The organism is Micromonospora solifontis (assembly GCF_003725545.1).
In the GTDB taxonomy this organism is placed as follows: Bacteria; Actinomycetota; Actinomycetes; order Mycobacteriales; family Micromonosporaceae; genus Micromonospora; species Micromonospora solifontis.
This window is the reverse complement of record NZ_RJLN01000005.1, coordinates 97,612-115,614: the sequence shown is the minus strand read 5'-3', so window position 1 is coordinate 115,614 and position 18,003 is coordinate 97,612. Positions and strand designations below refer to the sequence as shown.

The window sequence follows — 18,003 nt, the reverse complement described above, 5'->3', positions numbered from 1 at the left end:
CGGCACCGCCGAGTTCGCCCGGGCCCGCATCGCGCCCGGCCCCCGGGCCGCCGACGAGATCGCCACCATGCTGGTGACCAGCGCGCTCATCCCGCCGCTGGCCGTCGCCCACTGGCTCCGCGGCTGGTGGCGCGCCCGCGCGGTGTCGGCCGGGTCGCCCGACGGCCCGGAGGCGCAGAGTTGATGTCCACGCCACTTGCCCCGGGCAACCACTCCGCCACGGCTCCCCCCGGTCCCGCCCTGTACGACGCCGTGCTGCTGGACCGGGACGGCACGCTGATCGAGGACGTGCCCTACAACGGCGACCCGGAGAAGGTCCGCCCGCTGCCCGGCGTCCGGGAGGCGCTGGACGGGCTGCGCGCGGCCGGGCTGCGCCTCGCCGTGGTCACCAACCAGTCCGGGCTGGCCCGGGGCCACTTCACCGAACCGCAGCTGCACGCGGTGCACGCCCGGGTGGAGGAGCTGCTCGGGCCGTTCGACCACTGGGCGGTCTGCCCGCACGACGACACCGACCGCTGCGACTGCCGCAAACCCGCCCCGGGCCTGGTGCACGCCGCCGCTCGGGCGCTGGGCACCACGCCCCGCCGCTGCCTGATGGTGGGCGACATCGGCCGGGACATGGCGGCCGCGCTGGCCGCCGGTGCCACCGGCATCCTGGTGCCCACCGCGGTCACCCGCCCCGAGGAGGTCGCCGAGGCGCCGGCCGTCGCCCGGGACCTGCCCGGCGCGGTGCACGAGATCCTGCGCCGGATGCGGGCGGTCCAGCCGGTCGTGCCGCGCACCGGCCGGGCCGGGACGGTCCTCGTGGTACGCAGCGACTCGGCCGGGGATGTGCTGGTCACCGGCCCCGGTATCCGGGCCGTGGCGGCCGGCGCGGAGCGGGTGGTGCTGCTCTGCGGGCCACGCGGCCGGGCGGCGGCGGAGCTGCTGCCCGGCGTCGACGAGATCATCGAGTGGCGGCTGCCGTGGATCGACGGCGACCCGGAGCCGGTTGACCGGGCCGACATCCGCGCCCTCACCGACCGCCTGGCCGGCGTCGGGGCCGCCGAGGCGGTGATCTTCACGTCGTTCCACCAGTCGCCCCTGCCCCTGGCCCTGCTGCTGCGCCTGGCCGGGGTGCCCCGGATCAGTGCGATCAGCGACGACTACCCCGGCTCCCTGCTGGACGTGCGGCACCGCGTACCCGTCGGGGTGCCCGAACCGGAACGGGCGCTCTCCCTCGCCGCGGCGGCCGGCTTCGCGCTGCCCGCCGACGACGAGCCGGGGCTGCGGCTCCGCCACGAGCTGACCGGCCCGACCCCGGGCCTGCCCGCCGGTGAGTACGTGGTGGTGCACCCCGGCTCGTCCGTACCGGCCCGGGCCTGCCCGCCGCGGCGGTGCGCGGAGATCGTCGCCGCCCTCGCCGCCGACGGGCACCGGGTGGTGGTCACCGGCGGCCCCGGCGAGCGGGAGCTGACCGCCCTGGTCGCCGCGGCCGGCGGCACCGACCTGGGCGGCGGCACCGACCTGGCCGGGCTCGCCCGGATCCTGGCCGGCGCCCGCTGCCTGGTGGTCGGCAACACCGGCCCGGCCCACCTCGCCGCCGCCGTCGGCACCCCGGTGGTCAGCCTCTTCGCCCCGACCGTCCCGTTCGGACAGTGGGGGCCCTACCGGGTGCCGACGGTGCGGCTCGGCGACGCCGGGGCGCCCTGCCGGGACACCCGGGCGGCGGTCTGTCCCGTCGCCGGCCACCCCTGCCTGACCCGGGTCGACCCGGCCGACGTGGTCGCGGCCGTCCGCGCCCTCGCCCCTCCCCCGCCCCGCTGAACCGTCCACCCCCCCGCCCCCCCGAACCGCGACCGAGGAGAGAGATGAACGTTCTGCTGTGGCACGTGCACGGCTCCTGGACGACGTCGTTCGTGCACGGAAGGCACCGCTACCTGGTGCCGGTCACCCCGGACCGGGGCCCGTACGGCCGGGGCCGGGCGCGGACGTACGACTGGCCGGAGAACGCCGTCGAGGTCAGCCCGGAGGAGCTGCGCCGGGCCGAGGTCGACCTGGTGATCCTGCAACGCCCCGAGGAGCTGGAGCTGGCCGAGCGGTGGCTGGGCCGCCGCCCCGGCCGCGACCTGCCGGCGATCTACGTGGAGCACAACACGCCGAAGGGCGACGTGCCGAACACCCGGCACCCGATGGCCGACCGGGACGACCTGCTGCTCACCCACGTCACCGGATTCAACGAGCTGTTCTGGGACAACGGCGGCACCCGCACCGCCGTGGTCGAGCACGGGATCGTGCCGCCCAGGGTGGAGTGGACCGGCGAGCTGGACCGGCTCGCCGTGGTCACCAACGAGCCGGTCCGCCGCTGGCGGGTCACCGGCACCGACCTGATGCCGCGCTTCGCCGCGGTCGCCCCGCTGGACGTCTTCGGCATGGGCGTCGAAGGGCTGCCGGAGGCGCTCGCCGCGGCCGGCTCACCCGGCGTCCCGGTGACCGGGCACGAGGACCTGCCGCAGGACCGGATGCACACCGAGGTGGCCCGGCGGCGCGCGTACCTGCACCTGTGCCGGTGGACCTCCCTCGGGCTGAGCCTGATCGAGGCGATGACCATCGGCATGCCGGTGATCGCGCTGGCCACCACCGAGGCCGTGGACGCCGTACCGCCCGACGCGGGGGTGCTGTCCACCCGGGTGGACACGCTGGTCGAGGCGGCCCGTTGGCTCGCCGAGGACCGGGATGCCGCGTACCGCCTGGGGGCGCGGGCGCGTGAGGTGACGAAGGAACGGTTCGGGCTCGACCGGTTCCTCGCCGACTGGGACCGACTGATGGAGGGGGAAACATGCGCATCGCGATGATCTCGGAGCACGCCAGCCCACTCGCCGTCCTCGGCGAGGAGGACGCCGGCGGCCAGAACACCCACGTGGCGGAACTCGCGGCCGCGCTGGTCGGCGCGGGGCACGACGTACGCGTCTACACCCGGCGCGACTCCACCGCCCTGCCCGAGGCGGTGTCCACCCCGGACGGCTACCAGGTGTGCCACGTGCCGGCCGGGCCGGCCCGGCGGGTGCCCAAGGACGAGCTGCTGCCGTACATGGGGGAGTTCGGCAGCTGGCTGGCGGACACCTGGCGGCGCGGCGGGTGGACCCCGGACGTGGCGCACGCGCACTTCTGGATGAGCGGTCTCGCCACCGTGCACGCCGGCCGGCGCACCGGGGTGCCGACGGTGCTGACGTACCACGCCCTCGGCACGGTGAAGCGGCGCCACCAGGGTGCCAAGGACACCAGCCCACCAGGGCGGATCGGCTACGAGCGGGCCCTCGGCCGGGCCGTCGACCGGGTGGTCGTGCAGTGCGAGGACGAGGTCCGCGAGCTGGTCCGGATGGGCGTGCCGCGGTCCCGGATGGCGCTGGTGCCCTCCGGCGTCAACCAGGCCGTCTTCCGCCCGGACGGCCCGGTCGCGCCGCGCGACCCGGCCCGGCCGCGGATCCTCACCGTGGGCCGGATGGTGGAGCGCAAGGGCTTCCTCGACGTGGTGCGGGCCCTGCCGGCGGTGCCGGACGCCGAGTGCGTGGTGGTCGGCGGGCCCCCGGCCGACCTGCTGCCGGCCGACACCTTCGCCCGGCGGCTGCGCGCCCTCGCCGAGTCCTGCGGCGTCGCCGACCGGGTCAAGCTGATCGGCGGGGTGTCCCGTGAGGAGATGGGGGCCTGGTACCGGTCGGCGGACGTGCTGGTGGCCGCCCCCTGGTACGAGCCGTTCGGCCTCACCCCCCTGGAAGGGATGGCCTGCGGGGTGCCGGTGATCGGCACCAACGTCGGCGGCATCGCCGACACCGTGGTGGACGGGCTCACCGGCGACCTGGTGCCGCCGCGCGATTCCCGCGCGCTGGGCACCGCCCTCCGCCGGCTCCTCGCCGACAAGGTCCGGCGCTTCGCGTACGCCACGGCGGCGCTGGACCGGATCCGCAGCCGGTACTCCTGGAAGCGCTGCGCCGAGCAGCTCGGTGCCGTCTACGCCTCGCTCGCCACGGTCGCCCGGCCCGCCCCGGCGGTGGCCTGATGACCCACCACGACGACACCCTCGACGCGCACCTGTCCGGGCTCGCCGCGGCGCTGCTGCCGTACCGGCGGGAGGCGGCGCGGCTGGCCGACTGGGGCACCGAGCTGGCCTGGACCCTGGCGCGGGGTGGCCGGTTGCTGGTGGCCGGCAACGGCGGCAGCGCCGCCGAGGCCCAGCACCTCACCGCCGAACTGGTCGGCAAGCTCCGCGACGACCGCGAACCACTGTCCGCGATCGCCCTGCACGCCGAAACCTCCGCGCTGACCGCCATCGGCAACGACTACGGCTACGACGAGGTCTACGCCCGCGGCGTGCGCGCCCACGGCCGCCCCGACGACATCCTCCTGCTCATGTCCACCAGCGGCACCAGCACCAACCTGCTCACCGCCGCCCGCGCCGGCCGGGACACCGGCCTGCGCTGCTGGGCCTTCACCGGCCCCGCCCCCAACCCGCTGGCCGAACTCTGCGACGACGTGCTCGCCGTCCCGTCCCCGGACAGCCAGGTGGTGCAGGAACTGCACCTGGTCGCCACGCACCTGCTCTGCGAGTACGTCGACCAGGCGCTGCCGCTGATCCGGCAGCTGCCGGCCGCGCCGGTGCCGGCGCCCCGGTCGGCCCGGTTCGGCCGGTGGACCCCGCCGCCGTCGGCCGCGCCCGCCACGGCCGGCCCCGCCACGTACGGGCACGCCACGAACGGCCACCGCGCGAACGGGCACGGCACGAACGGTCACGCCACGAACGGGCACGCGCACAACGGGCACGGGCCCACCGGCACCGGGTGGGCGCAGTCGTGAGCGGGCCGCTCGTGGTGGTCGGCGACGCCCTGCTGGACCGGGACGTGACCGGCGCGGTCGGCCGGGTCGCCCCGGACGCGCCCGTACCCGTGCTGGACGAGCGCTCGGCCACCGACCGGCCGGGCGGGGCCGGGCTGGCCGCGCTGCTCGCCGCCGCGCAGGACACCGAGGTCGCGCTGGTCACCGGGCTGGCCGACGACACCGCCGGGGCCCGGCTGGCCGAACTGCTGGGCGAGGCCGGGATCGAGGTCTACCCGATGCACCTGCCCGGCGCCACCGCCGAGAAGATCCGGCTGCGGGCCGGCGGGCAGACCCTGCTCCGGCTGGACCGGGGTGGCGACCCGCAGCCGCCGGGCGAGCCGCCCGAGGCGGCGTTGGCGGTGCTGACCCGGGCGCGGGCCATCCTGGTCAGCGACTACGGTCGCGGACTGCTCCGGCAGCCGGCGCTGCGGGCGGCGCTGGCCGGGGCGTCCGCCCCGGTGGTGTGGGACCCGCACCCGCGCGGCCCGGCCGCGGTGCCGGGGGCCCGGCTGGCCACCCCGAACCTCGGCGAGCTGCGACAGCTCACCGGCGACGCCGGGGCCGGCTCGGCGCTCTCCACCGCCACCCGGGCCGGGCACGAGCTGCGCCGCCGCTGGCGGGTCGGCGCGGTCGCGGCGACCATGGGCGCGGACGGCGCGGTGCTCTGCCAGGCCGGCGGCACCCCGCTGGCGGTCCCGCCCCCGTCCACCCTGGACCACGTCGAGGACACCTGCGGCGCCGGGGACCGGTTCGCCGCCACCGCCGCGCTCGCGCTGGCCGACGGCGCGTCGGTCGCCGAGGCGACGCGGCAGGCGGTGGCCGCCGCGTCCGCGTACGTGGCGGCGGGCGGCGCGGCGGGCCTGCACCGCGCGCCGGAATCGCGGCCCGCGCCGGCGCGCACCGCCGAGGAACTCGTCGCCAAGGTACGCGCCGACGGCGGCACCGTGGTCGCCACCGGCGGCTGCTTCGACATCCTGCACGCCGGGCACCTGGCCACCCTCCAGGCGGCCCGCCGCCTCGGCGACTGCCTGCTGGTCTGCCTCAACTCCGACCGGAGCGTCCGGGGGCTCAAGGGCCCGGAGCGGCCGGTCAACCGCGAGGAGGACCGGGCCCGGCTGCTGGCCGCGCTGGACTGCGTCGACGCGGTGGTGGTCTTCGACGAGCCCACCCCGTACCAGGTGCTGGCCCGGCTGCGCCCGGACGTCTGGGTGAAGGGCGGCGACTACGGCGACGGCGGCGCCGAGCTGCCCGAGGCCGAACTGGTCCACCGCTGGGGCGGGAAGGTCGTCACCGTCCCCTACCTGGCCGGCCGGTCCACCACCGGCACCATCTCCGCCGCGCGCACGCGCGGCCTCCACCTCGTCAAGGGAGCCGTATGAGCAGGGACATGAACGGGCGGGCCGTCCTCGTCACCGGAGGGTCGAGCGGGCTGGGCGCGGCGGTGGTGACCGCGGTGGCCAAGGCCGGCGGGCGGCCGTACGTGCTGGACCGGCAGGCGCCGGCCGACGGGGTGCCCTGGGTCGAGTGCGACCTGGCCGACACCCGGGCCGCCGAGGCGGCCACCCGCGAGCTGGCCGAGCAGGCCGGCGGCCTGGCCGGGCTGGTCACCGCCGCCGGCATGGACGTACCCGGCAGGCTCGCCGACATCGACGGCGCGACCTGGGACCGGATCGTGACGATCAACCTGCTCGGCACCGCCGCCGTGATCCGGGCGGCCCTGCCCGAGTTGGAGCGGTCGCACGGCACGGTGGTCACCGTGGCGTCCACCCTGGGCGTCAAGGCGGTCAGCGACGCCACCGCGTACTGCGCCGCGAAGTTCGGCGTGGTCGGCTTCACCCGGGCGCTCGCCGCCGAGCTGGCCGGCAAGGTGGGCGTCACCCTGCTCATCCCGGGCGGCATGCGGACTGCCTTCTTCGACGAGCGGGACGAGCGGTACAAGCCCGGACCGGACGCCATCCTCAACGATCCGGCGGACACCGCCGAGGCGGTCCTGTTCGCCCTCGCCCAGCCGCCCGGCTGCGCGGTACGCGAGCTGGTGGTCTGCGCCGACCAGGAGTCCTCGTACCCGTGATCCTCGTGCTCCGGGCGCTCGGCGTCGGCGACCTCGCGACCGGGGTGCCGGCGCTGCGCGCGTTGCGCGCCGCGTACCCCGGCGAGGAGCTGGCGCTGGTCGCGCCGCGCTGGCTGACCCCGCTGGTCGACCTGGTCGGCGGGGTGGACCGGCTGGTCGAGGCGGACGGGCTGGGCCACCTGCGGTGGTCCGGCCCGCCGCCGGCGCTGGCGGTCAACCTGCACGGCCGGGGCCCGCAGTCGCACCGGATGCTGGCCGAGGCCCGGCCGCGCCGGCTGTTCGCCTACCGCAACGCCGAGGGCGGGCACCGCGACGGGCCGCCGTGGCGGGCCGACGAGCACGAGGTGGACCGCTGGTGCCGGCTGCTGGCCTGGTACGGCGTCCCGGCCGACCGCGCCGACCTGGCGCTGCGCCGCCCCGCGCCGGGCGGACTGCCGACCGGGGTGAGCATCGTGCACCCCGGCGCGAAAGCCCCGCAGCGGCGCTGGCCGCCGGACCGCTTCGCGGCGGTCGCCGGCGAGCTGGCCGGGCGGGGCCACCGGGTGGTGGTGACCGGCAACCCGGCCGAGCGGGACGTCGCCGCGGAGGTGGCCCGGCGGGCCGGGCTGCCGGCGGACGCGGTGCTGGCCGGGACGACGGACCTCGGCGAGCTGGCCGCCCTGGTGGCCCACGCCCGGCTGGTGGTCTGCGGCGACACCGGCATCGGCCACCTGGCCACCGGCTACGCCACCCCGTCGGTGCTGCTCTTCGGCCCGGTCCCGCCCGCGCAGTGGGGCCCGCCGCCGGACCGCCCGTGGCACGAGGCGCTCTGGGTGGGCCCCCGGCCGCCCGGCGCCGGTACGGCGGTGCACCCGGCCCTGGCCGAGCTGGACGTGCCGAGCGTGCTGGCGGCGGTGGACGGGGTGGAGCGGGCCGCGCCCCACCGGCCGCCCCGGCCCCGCCAGGCCGCGCCCGCGGTACCCGCCGCCCACTGAGCCGCCCCCATTACTACCTGCCGGTAGCTTTCCACCGTACGCTGAGCCGGTGAGCGCGGAGTACACCCAGGAGTTCGTGGACGTCGACGGGGCACGGATCGGCGTGCAGGTCTACCCGGAGCCAGCCGGGGCGCCCGGCGCGCCGGTGGTGCTGATCTGGCCGGCGATGGGCGTCCGGGCGCGCTACTACCGGCCGCTGGCCGCCGCGCTGCGCGACGCCGGCCTCGCCGTCATCGCGGCCGACCTGCGCGGCACCGGCGAGAGCACCCCGACGCCCGCCCGCAGCTGCCGGTACGGCTACGCCGAGCTGGCCGCCGACGTCGGCGCGGTGCTGGACGCGCTCAAGCCGCGGCTGGACGGGCGCACCCGGCTGCTGCTCGGGCACTCCCTCGGCGGGCAGGTCGCGGTGCTGCACCAGGCGCTGCACGACCCGGACCGGGTGGACGGGCTGGCCCTGGTGGCGGTCGGCATCCCGTGGTGGCGCGGGTACCCGGGGCTGCGCGGCTGGGGCGTGCTGCCGTACACCCAGGGGATCGCCGGGGTCGCCCGACTGCTCGGCGTCTGGCCGGGCTGGGGGTTCGGCGGCCGGCAGGCGCGCGGGGTGATCCGGGACTGGGCGTACACCGCGCGGACCGGCCGGTTCCCGGTGCTGGACGGGGTCGACGCCGAGGCGGCGGTAGCCCGGGTACGCACCCCGGTGCTGGCGGTGAGCGTCGACGACGACCAGTACACCCCGCACGAGACGATGGACCACCTCTGCGGCAAGCTGGTCGCGGCCCCGGTTACCCGGCACCGCTACACCGTCGCCGAGGCGGGCGGCCCGCTGGACCACTTCACCTGGGTACGCGCCGCCACCCCGCTGGCCGCCCGGGTGGCCGCGTTCGCCACCGCCCTGCCACCCCGCTGAGCCCTCCTCCCCGGAAATCGGGCGCGTAGCCGGCCGCGGGGCGGGTATGCGGCACCGCCCGAACACGGCGGAGGGGGATCAGATGTCCGAACGGCACACGGCCTTGCGCTCCATGCACGATCTGGGCCTGGCGGCCTGGTTCGGCGGGTCACTGATGGGTGCGCTCGGCGTCAACGGGGCGGCGGCACAGCTCGAGGACTCCACGCAACGCCTGCCGGTGGCCTCGGCGGGCTGGGCGCGGTGGACCCCGGTCAATGCGGCGGCGATCGGCGCCCACCTGGCCGGCGCGGTCGGCGAGCTGGTCACCGAGAGCCCGCGGGTGGCCGCCCAGTCCGGGGTGGCGCGGATGAGCGCGGTGAAGACCGCGCTGACCGTGGGCGCCCTGGTGGTGACCGGCTACAGCCGGCTGCTCGGCATGAAGCTGGAGCGGGCGGGCGGCCCGTCCGTCGAGGGGACCACCGAACCGAACTACCAGACCCCGGCGAACGTCGCCTCCTGCCAGCGGAAGATGAAGCTGCTCCAGTGGGCGATCCCGGCGCTGACCGGCTCGCTGGTGGTGGTGACCGCGTACATGAGCGAGCAGCAGAAGCCCGGCCAGGTGTTCCGGGGGCTGCTCGGCCGGGCGGGCGGGCTGATGTCCGCGCCCATGGCGCTCGGGAAGGTCGCGGCCGTGGCCACGCCCGGGCCGAAGACCATCGGCGGGATGGCCGCGATGGGCGCGGCCAAGCGCCGCCTGATGATGGCGGGCCGGTGACCCGTCGCGTGGCCGGCGACCCACATCGGGGTGGGTCGTCGGCCACGCGGCGTACCGGGGACCGGATCCGGCGCGCGGCCTGACCGGGCGGTCGCCGGGCAATCAGCGCGGGCACGGGAACCGAGGCAGGTGAGGTGACCATGACCAAGAAGGACCGAGCGGGTACGGGTGGCGGGCCGGAGTCGGTCGCGCCGTGGGGCACCACGGACGGTTTCGACGCGGATCCGCCGTGGGGCGCGGGCGAGGACGCGCCGATGGACGAGGGCAGCGAGGAGAACGCGGTCCCGGAGGGACGCCGTGGCGAGCGCCGCGCGGCCGGTGCCGCTCCGGGCGGGCCGAAGGCGGGCCGGCACGGGTTCGGCTCCGTCGAGCCCACCCGTTACCCGGAGGCGGGACCGGGCGCCCCGCCCGACCCGGCGCCGTCCGGGCGCACCTTCCCGGACGACAGCGCGGACGGGGACCTGGCGGACAACGCGCTGGAGGAGGCCACCGGCATGCACCCCGAGGGGTTCCGCCGGCGCGGTTGACCGGCGGGTGCGACGCGGAGCAGTCCGGCGAGCCGGGCGGCGTCCCGCGGCGCCTGGTCGTCGCAGCAGTTGTTCATCAGCACGTGCAGCTCCGCGCACTGGTCGGCCAGCTCGTGCAGCAGCACGGACCAGCGGCGCAGTTCCTCCGCGCCGTAGGCGTACCGGAACTTCTCCTGCTTGTCGCCGCTCTCCCAGGCGCGGCTGTGCCCGTGGAAGCGGACCACCGCGAGGTCCGTGGTGGCGATGAGGATCGGTGGCACCGACGAGACGTGTCCCTGCGGCATGTCCACGCAGACGTAGCCCAGGCCGTGCTCGCGCAGGAACGTCACCGTGTCCACCACCACGTCCTCGGCGAACCAGGACGAGTGGCGCAGCTCGACGGTGACGCGGAAGGGCCGGCACCGCCGGGCCGCGGCCAGGATCCGCCGCTTCGCCGCGTCACCCCGGGCCAGCCAGGGCGGGAACTGCAGCAGCACCGCGCCGAGCCGGTCGGCCGCCGCGAGCGGCGCCAGCGCCGCGTGGAACCGGTCCCACAGCTCGTCGTACGCCCCGGCGGACAGGTCGCGCCAACGGATCCGGGTCGCACCGCCGGCCGGCCGTAGCTCCCGGGGCAGCGCGGCGACCGGCGTGTGGTGGCCGGTGAACAGGCGGAACGCCTTGACGTCGAAGGTGAACCCGGGCGGGGTGGCGGCCACCCAGCCGGCGGCGGTCTCCGGCAGCGGGATCGCGTAGTACGACGTGTCCACCTCGACCAGCCCGAACCGCTCCGCGTAGTACCCGAGCCGGCCGGCGGGGGTGTTGACGGCGCGGGGGTACCAGCCGGAGCGGACCAGCATCTGGTCGGCCCAGGAGGACGTGCCCACCTTGATGACACCCATGTAATTCAGTGCACCCCGATCCGGACGAATCGGCAACCGGGAGCGGGCCGGGCCGAAGGCCCGGAAATGTCGGTCGCGGCGCGTACGGTGTCCGCGATCCTCGATGAAAGGGCGGGCTCGCATGAGCGTCTCCGAACAGATCGTCACCGGTGAGCGGGCGGATCTGCTCGCCTCGCTACGCAGTCGGCGCGACTTCCTCCGACAGACCGTTCGGGGTCTGATCGACGAGCAGGCGGCCCGGCGGAGCACGGCCAGCGAGCTCTGCCTCGGCGGGCTGATCAAGCACGTGGCGACCACCGAGGAGCGGTGGATGTGGTTCGCCGTGGGCGGCGCCGAGGCGATGCAGAGCAAGCCGATCGACTGGGTCGATCAGTTCCGGATGGTGGAGGGCGAGACCCTCGCCGGGCTGCTCGCCGAGTTCGACCGGGTGGCCGCGGCCACCGACGCGCTGGTCGCCACGCTGGACCTGGACACGGCGCATCCGCTGCCGGTCGCTCCGTGGTTCGAGGCGGGGGCGAGTTGGTCGGTGCGCCGGGTGCTGCTGCACGTGATCGCGGAGACCGCGCAGCACGCCGGTCACGCCGACATCCTCCGCGAGTCGATCGACGGGACGAAGACGATGGGCTGAGCCGGGGAGTGACGGACCTCACTGGTCGAGATCGGTCGCGGGCGGAGCGGCGATGTGACGTCCCGACGGGGGGTGGCGCTGATCGACACGAGATGAACGCACACCGCATGGACCAGGAGACCGTCGAGCGCCTGCTCATCGGTTCTGTCGCCGACGCGCCGGGCGGTCCGGAGGTGCTCGTTCGACTCCTCGCCGCCGTCCGCGCCGCCCCCCACCCGCACGAACTGACCGGCGAGGCCGCCGCCCTCCAGGCGTTCCGCCTGGCCCGAGCCGGCTCCCCGGTGGTGCCGGCGTCCCGGCCGGAACGGCGGTGGCTCACCGGCCTGCTCGGCGCCAAGGTCGCGCTGGCCGCCCTGCTCGCCGCCGCCACCGGCGGCGTGGCACTGGCCGCGGCCACCGGGACGCTGCCCGGCCCGCTGGGCCACGGGCCGGACACCACGCCCAGCGCCGGCGCCGGCAGCCATCCCAGCCGGCCGTCCGGTCCGGACGCCTCCGCCACACCGGGCGCGGACCGGACGGCCCGGCCGGGCAACAGCGCCTCGCTGACGGGGCTCTGCAACTCCTACCGGAACGAACCGGGCGGGAACGCGCACAAGACGCTGGAATCCCCGCGCTTCGCCGAACTGGTCACGGCGGCCGGCGGCCGGGACGAGGTGGCCGGCTACTGCGACCGGCTGCTCGGCGAGCGGGGCAAGCCGAGCGCCTCCAACGCCGGCGGGACGAAGCGGCCGGACCCGCGGCCGAGCGACGACGGCACCGGCCAGCCGAAGCACACCCCGTCCACCCCGGCGGTCACCGTCACGCCGACGTCGCGACCGAGCGAAGCGGCCGACCCGGCGAACCGGCCCGCCTCGGTCGGCCCGACGCAACACTGAGCCGCGGCACAACGGGCCGGGGCGGCCCGGCCGTGCCGTCCCGGCACGGTACGGGCTGGTAACTTGCCCCGGTGACTCCGCGGCGTCGACGACTGGCGATCCCCTTCCGCCTGGCCATCGTGCTCAGCGTGGCGGCCGGCATCGTGCTCACCGCCCTCGGCCCGGCGACGGTGACCGGCCTGCTGCCCTACTTCACCATCCAGAGCAACGTGGCGGTCGGTGTCTTCGCCGGGTACGCGGCCTGGCGGGCCTGGCAGGACCGCCCGGAGCCGCCGTCGGCGCTCAAGGGCGCGGTGACGCTCTACATCACCATCACCGGCACGGTCTACCACCTCGTGCTGGCCAACCCGGCCAGCCCGTTCGCGATGGTGCAGCCGCACCGCGAGCCGGGCGAGTGGTGGGGCAACCAGTTCCTGCACACCGTCGTACCCCTGCTGGCGATCGCCGACTGGGCACTGTTCGACCGGCGCGGCCGGCTGCGCCCGCGGTACGCGGCCTGGTGGCTGGCGTTCCCGCTGGCGTACCTCGGATTCGCCCTGGTGCGCGGGCTGATCGTGCACCGCTACCCGTACCCGTTCCTCGACGCCGGCCAGCTCGGCTACGCCGGGGTCGGCCTCTCCTCGCTCTTCTTCGCCTTCACGTTCTGGCTGCTCGGGCTCCTCTTCGTGGGGGTCGACCGGGGCCTGGCCCGACGGGCCCGGCCGGCGCCGGCACCGGCCGACGCGGCGGAGCCCGGCCGGACCCCGGCGGCGCCGCGGTGAGGCCCCGACCCCACGCACCGGCTCCGGCCACCGGCCGGCACCTGCCGCCCGGCTGAGGCAGCGGTCAGCGCAGCCGGGGCCGGCGGTGGGCCTCCCGGGCCCGGCCGAACGAGTCGGCGCGCCCCCACCGGCCCGGCACGTCCAGCAGCTCGATCCGGCCGTACCCCTCGGGGATCGCCGGGTCCACCAGCAGGTTGTCGCCGCACGGGCGCAGCCCGAGCATCGTGGCGAGCAGCATGAGCAGCCCGCCGGAGGCCCACGACTGCGGCCGGCCGGCGGCCGGCAGCTGGACCGGGTACTTGGTCACCGTGCGGGGGTAGCCGGCGATCACCTCCGGCACCGAGCCGTCGAGCGTCTCCACCACGCCGAACATCCCGGCGGCGATCTGGGCCGCCTCACGGTCGTACCCGTAGCGGCGCAGGCCCGCCGCGATGAGCGCGTTGTCCGACGGCCACACCGCACCGAGGTGCGCGCCGACCGGGTTGTACGGCCGCTGCCGGTCGGCGTACGTCCGTACCCCCCAGCCGGAGAAGAGGTCCGGTCCGCACAGATGCGCCGCCACCGCGTCGGCCCGTTCCGGCTCGACGATCCCGGTGAAGAGCAGGTGGCCGAGGCCGGAGGTGAGCGCGTCGACCGGCGCGCCGTCCGGGGTCAGGGCGAACGCGTAGTACTCGCGGTGCGGCAGCCAGAAGTCACGGTTGAACCGCTCCCGCAGCCGGGCCGCCTCGGCCTCCAGCCGGTCGGCGTACGCCGGGTCGTCCCAGAACTTCCGGGCCAGCCGGGCGCCGCGCAGCTTCGCGTCGTACGCGTACCCCTGCAGCTCGCAGGTTGCCCGGGGAAACGCCGGCTCGTGGCCGTACCGGTCCACGATCGCCTCCGGCGAGTTCCGCCAGGTCTGGTTGGCCACCCCGTTGACCCTGTTGCGTGGCTGGTAGCGCAGGTAGCCGTCGCCGCACAGGTCGCCGTACTCGTCGATCCAGTCCAGGGCCATCCGGGCCGGGTGGCGCAGCTGGCGGACCAGCTCGACGTCGCCGGTCCAGCGCTCGTACTCGTCGAGCAGGACCACGAAGAGCGGGGTGGTGTCGGCCGCGCCGTAGTAGACGGCGGTGGGCTGCTCGCCGAACGCGGCCGCCTCGCCGTAGCGGAGTTCGGCGAGGATCTTCCCCGGTTCCTCGTCGTGGAAGTCGTCGAGCCGGCCGCCCTGGAGCAGGGCGAGCAGGCGCAGCGTCGCCGGGGTCAGCTCGGGGGTGAACGGCAGCGTCTGCAGGCAGGTGATCATGGCGTCGCGGCCGTAGAGCGCCATCGCCCAGGGCAGGCCCCCCACCGGCACCCGTTCGCGGTACGCCAGCGGCAGGTAGCGCAGCGCGGCCAGGTCGGTCAGCGCCTGCGTGTACGCCGGCCCCAGGGACCCGCGGTCGGCGACGAGCTGCGGGGCCCGGTCCAGCCAGCGGGCGAGGTCCGCGCGCATGTCCCGCCGCACGTGCTGCCGGTGCGTCTCCAGGCCGGATCGGAGGTCCCTGCCCCCGGCGCCCTGGATGATCGTGACCACGTGCAGGTCGGTGTGCCACTCGCCGTTCGGCGCGACCCGGACCCGGAAGGTCATCCCCCGTGCGTCGACCTCCACCGGTTCCGTGCTGGTGACCAGCGTCTCCCGGATGAACCGCTCCCGCTGGTACCGGAGTCGTAGTTGGCGCCGGACCGAGTCGGCGGTGACGGTCGGCCGGCGCGGAGCGGGCTGGCGGATCTCCGCGGTGTCGGCGAAGTCGCTGCCGATCTCCATCCGGACGGTGAACTCGGCGGGCTCGGACGAGTGGTTGAGCAGCGTGATCCGCTCGTTGAAGCTGTCGTCGATGGACCGGTGCCGGATCACCGACGCGGTCGCGTCCACGTAGTGGGTCGCGGTGCCGGGGACCAGCACGAACCGGGTCTCGAAGGAGGCGAGCTCGTCCCGGGACAGGGCGTGCAGCCGCTCTCCGTCGACGGTGAGCACCCAGTGGGACACGAAGCGGGTGTCGAAGGACCACAGCCCGATCGGCGCGTACGGGTTCACCTCCATGTCGCCCTGCGCGTCGCCCATCGCGAAGGAGTTGCCGGCGAGGATGTGCAGCAGCTCCTGCTTCATCGACCGTCCCCTCGGCAGCTCGTCCGGGGGTGCCGGGCCCCGGGCGGGCCCGGAAAGAGCCGGCGCAGGGCCAGCAGCAGCCGCAGGTTGCCCTGCACCGTCAGGTCGTTGCGCAGCAGCGCCGCCGCCGGGTGCAGGTGCCCCTCGGCCATCCGGTCGAAGACCTCCCGGTCGGCGCGGACGACCAGCTCGGCCTCGCTGTAGGAGCGGGAGACCCGCACCTCCTGCCGGTCGATGATCAGGCACCAGTGTTCGGTGCGCCCGCCGTCACGCACGTCGAGCCGGAGCGTGCCGGTCGTGTTCTCCGGCAGCTCGGGGTGCCCGCCGGCCACGTTTTCCGCCAGGTACTCCGCCGCCGACATACCCATCGGTCCCTCCCGGTGTCCGGTCGTCCCCGCAGGGTCCCCGCCGAGAGGGTGAGTCCAACTCACCCGGTCCGGGTGAGGGCTGGTCAAGATCCCGCGGTGTGGGTAGACCAGAAGGCATGACGAGGGACCTGGACCGGGTGCTGCACGCGCTGCTCGCCATGCAGCGCCAGTCGTGGGAACAGGGGGTGACCGGGCACGCCCTGCTCGATCTGGGGTTGGGTGCGGCGGCGGTGCTGGTCGCCGACGCGGCGGTCACCCGGCAGCACCCGGACGGGCGGCTCGGCGACGTCTCCGGCGAGGCCGGGGCGGTCAACGGCGCGGCCTGCGGTGAGGCGGTCCGGTACGCGGCCACGACCGACGGGGATCCACGCTGGTCGGCGGCGCTCGACGCGCAGCTCGACTGGCTGGTGACCCGGGCGCCCCGGGCCGCCGACGGCACGCTGTTCCACCTGCTCGACAACCGTCAGGTCTGGGCGGACACCGTCTACATGGTGGTGCCGCTGCTCGCCCTGTGCGGCCGGACCGAGCTGGCCGCGGCGCAGCTCGCCGGGCACCAGCGCCGGCTCCACGACGAACGCACCGGCCTCTACGCGGCGCGCTGGGACGAGGACCGGGGCGAGCTGGACCGGCCGGAGCCCTGGGGCACCGGCAACGGCTGGGTGGTCGCCGGGATCGCCCGGGCACTGCGCCTGGCGCCGGGCTGGCCGGCCGGGCTCCGCGACGAGCTGGCCGGGCACGCCCGGGCGGTGCTGGAGTCCTGCCTGGCGTACCGCACCGACGACGGGCTCTTCTGCGACGTGCTGGACGACCCCGGCACGTTCCGCGAGGCGAACACCGCGCAGATGCTGGCGTACGCGGCGCTGACCGGAGCGGCCGACGGCTGGCTGCCGCCGTCGTGGCGGGACACCGGGGCCGAGCTGCTGGCCGCGGCGGACCGGCGGGTCGACCGGTACGGGCGGGTTACCGGGGTGAGCGGGGCGCCGGACTTCGCGCGTCCCGGCACCTCCCCCGAGGCGCAGGCGTTCCACCTGCTCGCCCATGCCGCGCTGGACCGGGCCCGGGCGGCGGTCACCCCGACTGGATGAGCCCGCGCACGTAGCCGGCCTGACCCGCGTGCTGGAGATCGTCCTCCAGCAGGCTCGCCAGCCGCACGCCGAGGGTGACCGGTGGGTCCCAGTTCTCGTCGACCACCCGGTCGAGGTCGGCCGGCCGCAGGCCGCGCAGGTACGCCAGCGTCCGGTCGACCACCGCCCGGTGATAGTCGACGAGCACCTGGCCGTTCTCCGGCCGGACGGCGGCGACCTGGTCGGGCCCGTGCCCGAAGCCGGTGTCGTCGGGATCGGCGGTCAGGCCGATCCGGCCCGCCCAGTCGCCGGTGACCCAGAGCTGCTGTTCGCCCAGCACGCCGGAGACGCCGTGGTCCTGGATCCGGGTCAGGTGCCAGACCAGCCAGCCCACCGGGTTCGCGCCGGCCGCCGGGGCCTGCCGCAGCTGCTCCGCGCTCAGCCCGTCCACCGCCGACCGGACCAGGTCGGGCAGCCGGCCGTACGCCTCGGTCAGTAGGTCGTTCACGTCCACGGGTCCACGCTCCTCCGCCGTCGATGCCACCTGGGCAGTACCGCGCACACGGGCGGGCAAACCTCGCCCTAGGCTGATCATGTGGTCGCGGCGCTGGAGTTGTATCTCGACACCGACGCCACCCGGCGCATCCGGGTGCTCTGGGACGCGCTGGAGTCCGAGGGCGTGCAGAGCATGAGGTCGCTGCTGGAACAGCGGCACCGGCCGCACGTCTCGCTCGCGGTGGCCCCGCGCTTCGACCCGGACCGGGTCGCCGAGGCGCTCGCCGGGATGGTGGTGGCCGCCCCGCTGCGGTTGGAGTTCCAGCACGCCGGCCAGTTCGTCGGGCGGGTGCTCTGGCTCGGGCCGGCCCCCACGACCGAGCTGCTGTCCCACCACGCGCAGGTGCACCACCGGCTCGCCCGCGCCGGCATCGACCTGGTCGAGCACTACCAGCCGGGCCGGTGGGTGCCGCACTGCACGCTCTCCATGCGGGTGCCGAACGCGCTGATGGCCGCCGCGGTCCGCCGCTGCCTGGAGGTGCTGCCGCTGACCGCAACCGTGGTCGGCGCGTCCGTCACCGACCACGCCCGGGGCATCGCCCACCCGCTCCCCTGACCGGCGGGGCAGGCCCCGCGTCGCCCGGCGCGCCGCGCCCTGAGGCGACGTCTCGGGCCCGCCTGTCGAGCTGATGTCCGGAACGGCTCAAGGGCACGGCCGCCGCGGCGAT

At 76.1% G+C, this 18,003-nt stretch carries 17 protein-coding genes and 2 pseudogenes; 15 read left to right on the top strand and 4 right to left on the bottom strand.

Annotation, left to right across the window (positions count from 1 at the left end; translation table 11 throughout):
- From EFE23_RS03445 to EFE23_RS03400, 10 genes and pseudogenes are all read left to right on the top strand, one after another.
- Nucleotides 1–184, top strand: a pseudogene (locus tag EFE23_RS03445) (transferase); the annotation flags it as partial.
- Nucleotides 184–1,806: an HAD-IIIA family hydrolase gene (locus EFE23_RS03440; protein WP_123239405.1), complete on the top strand. Its 1,623-nt coding sequence runs from the start codon at nucleotides 184–186 to the stop codon at nucleotides 1,804–1,806. The pseudogene EFE23_RS03445 and the gene EFE23_RS03440, both read left to right, overlap by 1 nt.
- A 44-nt stretch (nucleotides 1,807–1,850) precedes the next feature.
- A complete protein-coding gene (locus EFE23_RS03435) occupies nucleotides 1,851–2,834 on the top strand; it encodes a glycosyltransferase (protein WP_123239404.1) in 984 nt (327 codons plus the stop codon).
- Nucleotides 2,819–4,036 (top strand): glycosyltransferase, encoded by a 1,218-nt coding sequence (locus EFE23_RS03430; RefSeq protein WP_123239403.1) that lies wholly within the window; start codon nucleotides 2,819–2,821, stop codon nucleotides 4,034–4,036. The genes EFE23_RS03435 and EFE23_RS03430 overlap by 16 nt, the downstream gene beginning before the upstream one ends.
- On the top strand, nucleotides 4,036–4,830 hold the full coding sequence (locus EFE23_RS03425; protein WP_123239402.1) for a D-sedoheptulose-7-phosphate isomerase: 795 nt from the start codon (nucleotides 4,036–4,038) through the stop codon (nucleotides 4,828–4,830). Before EFE23_RS03430 ends, EFE23_RS03425 begins: the two co-directional genes overlap by 1 nt.
- Nucleotides 4,827–6,230 carry a PfkB family carbohydrate kinase gene (locus EFE23_RS03420; protein WP_123239401.1) on the top strand — a complete coding sequence of 468 codons (1,404 nt, stop codon included), beginning with the start codon at nucleotides 4,827–4,829 and terminating at the stop codon, nucleotides 6,228–6,230. The genes EFE23_RS03425 and EFE23_RS03420 overlap by 4 nt, the downstream gene beginning before the upstream one ends.
- Nucleotides 6,227–6,922 carry an SDR family oxidoreductase gene (locus EFE23_RS03415; RefSeq protein ID WP_373683953.1) on the top strand — a complete coding sequence of 232 codons (696 nt, stop codon included), beginning with the start codon at nucleotides 6,227–6,229 and terminating at the stop codon, nucleotides 6,920–6,922. Before EFE23_RS03420 ends, EFE23_RS03415 begins: the two co-directional genes overlap by 4 nt.
- A complete protein-coding gene (locus tag EFE23_RS03410) occupies nucleotides 6,919–7,896 on the top strand; it encodes a glycosyltransferase family 9 protein (protein WP_123239399.1) in 978 nt (325 codons plus the stop codon). Before EFE23_RS03415 ends, EFE23_RS03410 begins: the two co-directional genes overlap by 4 nt.
- Nucleotides 7,897–7,945: 49 nt before the next feature.
- Complete coding sequence (locus EFE23_RS03405) at nucleotides 7,946–8,803, top strand: alpha/beta hydrolase family protein (RefSeq protein ID WP_123239398.1); 858 nt, start codon at nucleotides 7,946–7,948, stop codon at nucleotides 8,801–8,803.
- Nucleotides 8,804–8,885: 82 nt separating this feature from the next.
- Nucleotides 8,886–9,557 (top strand): hypothetical protein, encoded by a 672-nt coding sequence (locus EFE23_RS03400; RefSeq protein ID WP_123239397.1) that lies wholly within the window; start codon nucleotides 8,886–8,888, stop codon nucleotides 9,555–9,557.
- Nucleotides 9,558–10,086: 529 nt separating this feature from the next.
- Here the strand turns inward: EFE23_RS03400 and EFE23_RS03390 are convergent.
- Nucleotides 10,087–10,962, bottom strand: a pseudogene (locus EFE23_RS03390) (DUF72 domain-containing protein); the annotation flags it as partial.
- Nucleotides 10,963–11,083: 121 nt separating this feature from the next.
- Between EFE23_RS03390 and EFE23_RS03385 the strand changes: the two are divergent.
- The 3 genes from EFE23_RS03385 (at nucleotide 11,084) to EFE23_RS03375 (ending at nucleotide 13,226) form a co-directional block, all read left to right on the top strand.
- A complete protein-coding gene (locus EFE23_RS03385) occupies nucleotides 11,084–11,590 on the top strand; it encodes a DinB family protein (RefSeq protein WP_123239395.1) in 507 nt (168 codons plus the stop codon).
- A 92-nt stretch (nucleotides 11,591–11,682) separates the two neighbouring features.
- A complete protein-coding gene (locus EFE23_RS03380; protein ID WP_148058400.1) occupies nucleotides 11,683–12,465 on the top strand; it encodes a hypothetical protein in 783 nt (260 codons plus the stop codon).
- Between the two features lie 71 nt (nucleotides 12,466–12,536).
- Nucleotides 12,537–13,226 (top strand): Pr6Pr family membrane protein, encoded by a 690-nt coding sequence (locus EFE23_RS03375; RefSeq protein WP_163599619.1) that lies wholly within the window; start codon nucleotides 12,537–12,539, stop codon nucleotides 13,224–13,226.
- 64 nt (nucleotides 13,227–13,290) lie between these two features.
- Here the strand turns inward: EFE23_RS03375 and EFE23_RS03370 are convergent, their stop codons facing one another.
- Together EFE23_RS03370 and EFE23_RS03365 are read right to left on the bottom strand one after the other, a co-directional pair.
- Nucleotides 13,291–15,348, bottom strand: a complete 2,058-nt coding sequence (locus EFE23_RS03370; protein WP_123239393.1) for an amylo-alpha-1,6-glucosidase — start codon at nucleotides 15,346–15,348, stop codon at nucleotides 13,291–13,293.
- Nucleotides 15,345–15,716 carry an SCP2 sterol-binding domain-containing protein gene (locus tag EFE23_RS03365; RefSeq protein ID WP_123239392.1) on the bottom strand — a complete coding sequence of 124 codons (372 nt, stop codon included), beginning with the start codon at nucleotides 15,714–15,716 and terminating at the stop codon, nucleotides 15,345–15,347. Before EFE23_RS03365 ends, EFE23_RS03370 begins: the two co-directional genes overlap by 4 nt.
- Nucleotides 15,717–15,832: 116 nt before the next feature.
- Here EFE23_RS03365 and EFE23_RS03360 point away from each other — a divergent pair, with 116 nt between their 5' ends.
- Nucleotides 15,833–16,801, top strand: a complete 969-nt coding sequence (locus EFE23_RS03360) for a glycoside hydrolase family 88 protein (RefSeq protein ID WP_123239391.1) — start codon at nucleotides 15,833–15,835, stop codon at nucleotides 16,799–16,801.
- Here EFE23_RS03360 and EFE23_RS03355 read toward each other — a convergent pair.
- Nucleotides 16,785–17,294, bottom strand: a complete 510-nt coding sequence (locus EFE23_RS03355; RefSeq protein WP_123239390.1) for a mycothiol transferase — start codon at nucleotides 17,292–17,294, stop codon at nucleotides 16,785–16,787. The two genes, EFE23_RS03360 and EFE23_RS03355, sit on opposite strands and share 17 nt — an antisense overlap.
- 81 nt (nucleotides 17,295–17,375) lie before the next feature.
- Here EFE23_RS03355 and EFE23_RS03350 point away from each other — a divergent pair, with 81 nt between their 5' ends.
- The gene (locus tag EFE23_RS03350; RefSeq protein WP_123239389.1) at nucleotides 17,376–17,891 is read left to right on the top strand and encodes a 2'-5' RNA ligase family protein; all 516 of its coding nucleotides are present in this window, start codon (nucleotides 17,376–17,378) and stop codon (nucleotides 17,889–17,891) included.
- Nucleotides 17,892–18,003 lie beyond the last annotated feature (112 nt).

Excerpts from the sequence above, each read along its gene's own strand:
- EFE23_RS03440 (WP_123239405.1), top strand. The coding sequence starts at position 184 with ATGTCCACGCCACTTGCCCCGGGCAACCACTCCGCCACGGCTCCCCCC.
- EFE23_RS03435 (WP_123239404.1), top strand. The coding sequence starts at position 1,851 with ATGAACGTTCTGCTGTGGCACGTGCACGGCTCCTGGACGACGTCGTTC.
- EFE23_RS03430 (WP_123239403.1), top strand. The coding sequence starts at position 2,819 with ATGCGCATCGCGATGATCTCGGAGCACGCCAGCCCACTCGCCGTCCTC.
- EFE23_RS03425 (WP_123239402.1), top strand. The coding sequence starts at position 4,036 with ATGACCCACCACGACGACACCCTCGACGCGCACCTGTCCGGGCTCGCC.
- EFE23_RS03415 (WP_373683953.1), top strand. The coding sequence starts at position 6,227 with ATGAGCAGGGACATGAACGGGCGGGCCGTCCTCGTCACCGGAGGGTCG.
- EFE23_RS03400 (WP_123239397.1), top strand. The coding sequence starts at position 8,886 with ATGTCCGAACGGCACACGGCCTTGCGCTCCATGCACGATCTGGGCCTG.
- EFE23_RS03385 (WP_123239395.1), top strand. The coding sequence starts at position 11,084 with ATGAGCGTCTCCGAACAGATCGTCACCGGTGAGCGGGCGGATCTGCTC.
- EFE23_RS03380 (WP_148058400.1), top strand. The coding sequence starts at position 11,683 with ATGAACGCACACCGCATGGACCAGGAGACCGTCGAGCGCCTGCTCATC.
- EFE23_RS03370 (WP_123239393.1), bottom strand. The coding sequence starts at position 15,348 with ATGAAGCAGGAGCTGCTGCACATCCTCGCCGGCAACTCCTTCGCGATG.
- EFE23_RS03365 (WP_123239392.1), bottom strand. The coding sequence starts at position 15,716 with ATGGGTATGTCGGCGGCGGAGTACCTGGCGGAAAACGTGGCCGGCGGG.
- EFE23_RS03360 (WP_123239391.1), top strand. The coding sequence starts at position 15,833 with ATGACGAGGGACCTGGACCGGGTGCTGCACGCGCTGCTCGCCATGCAG.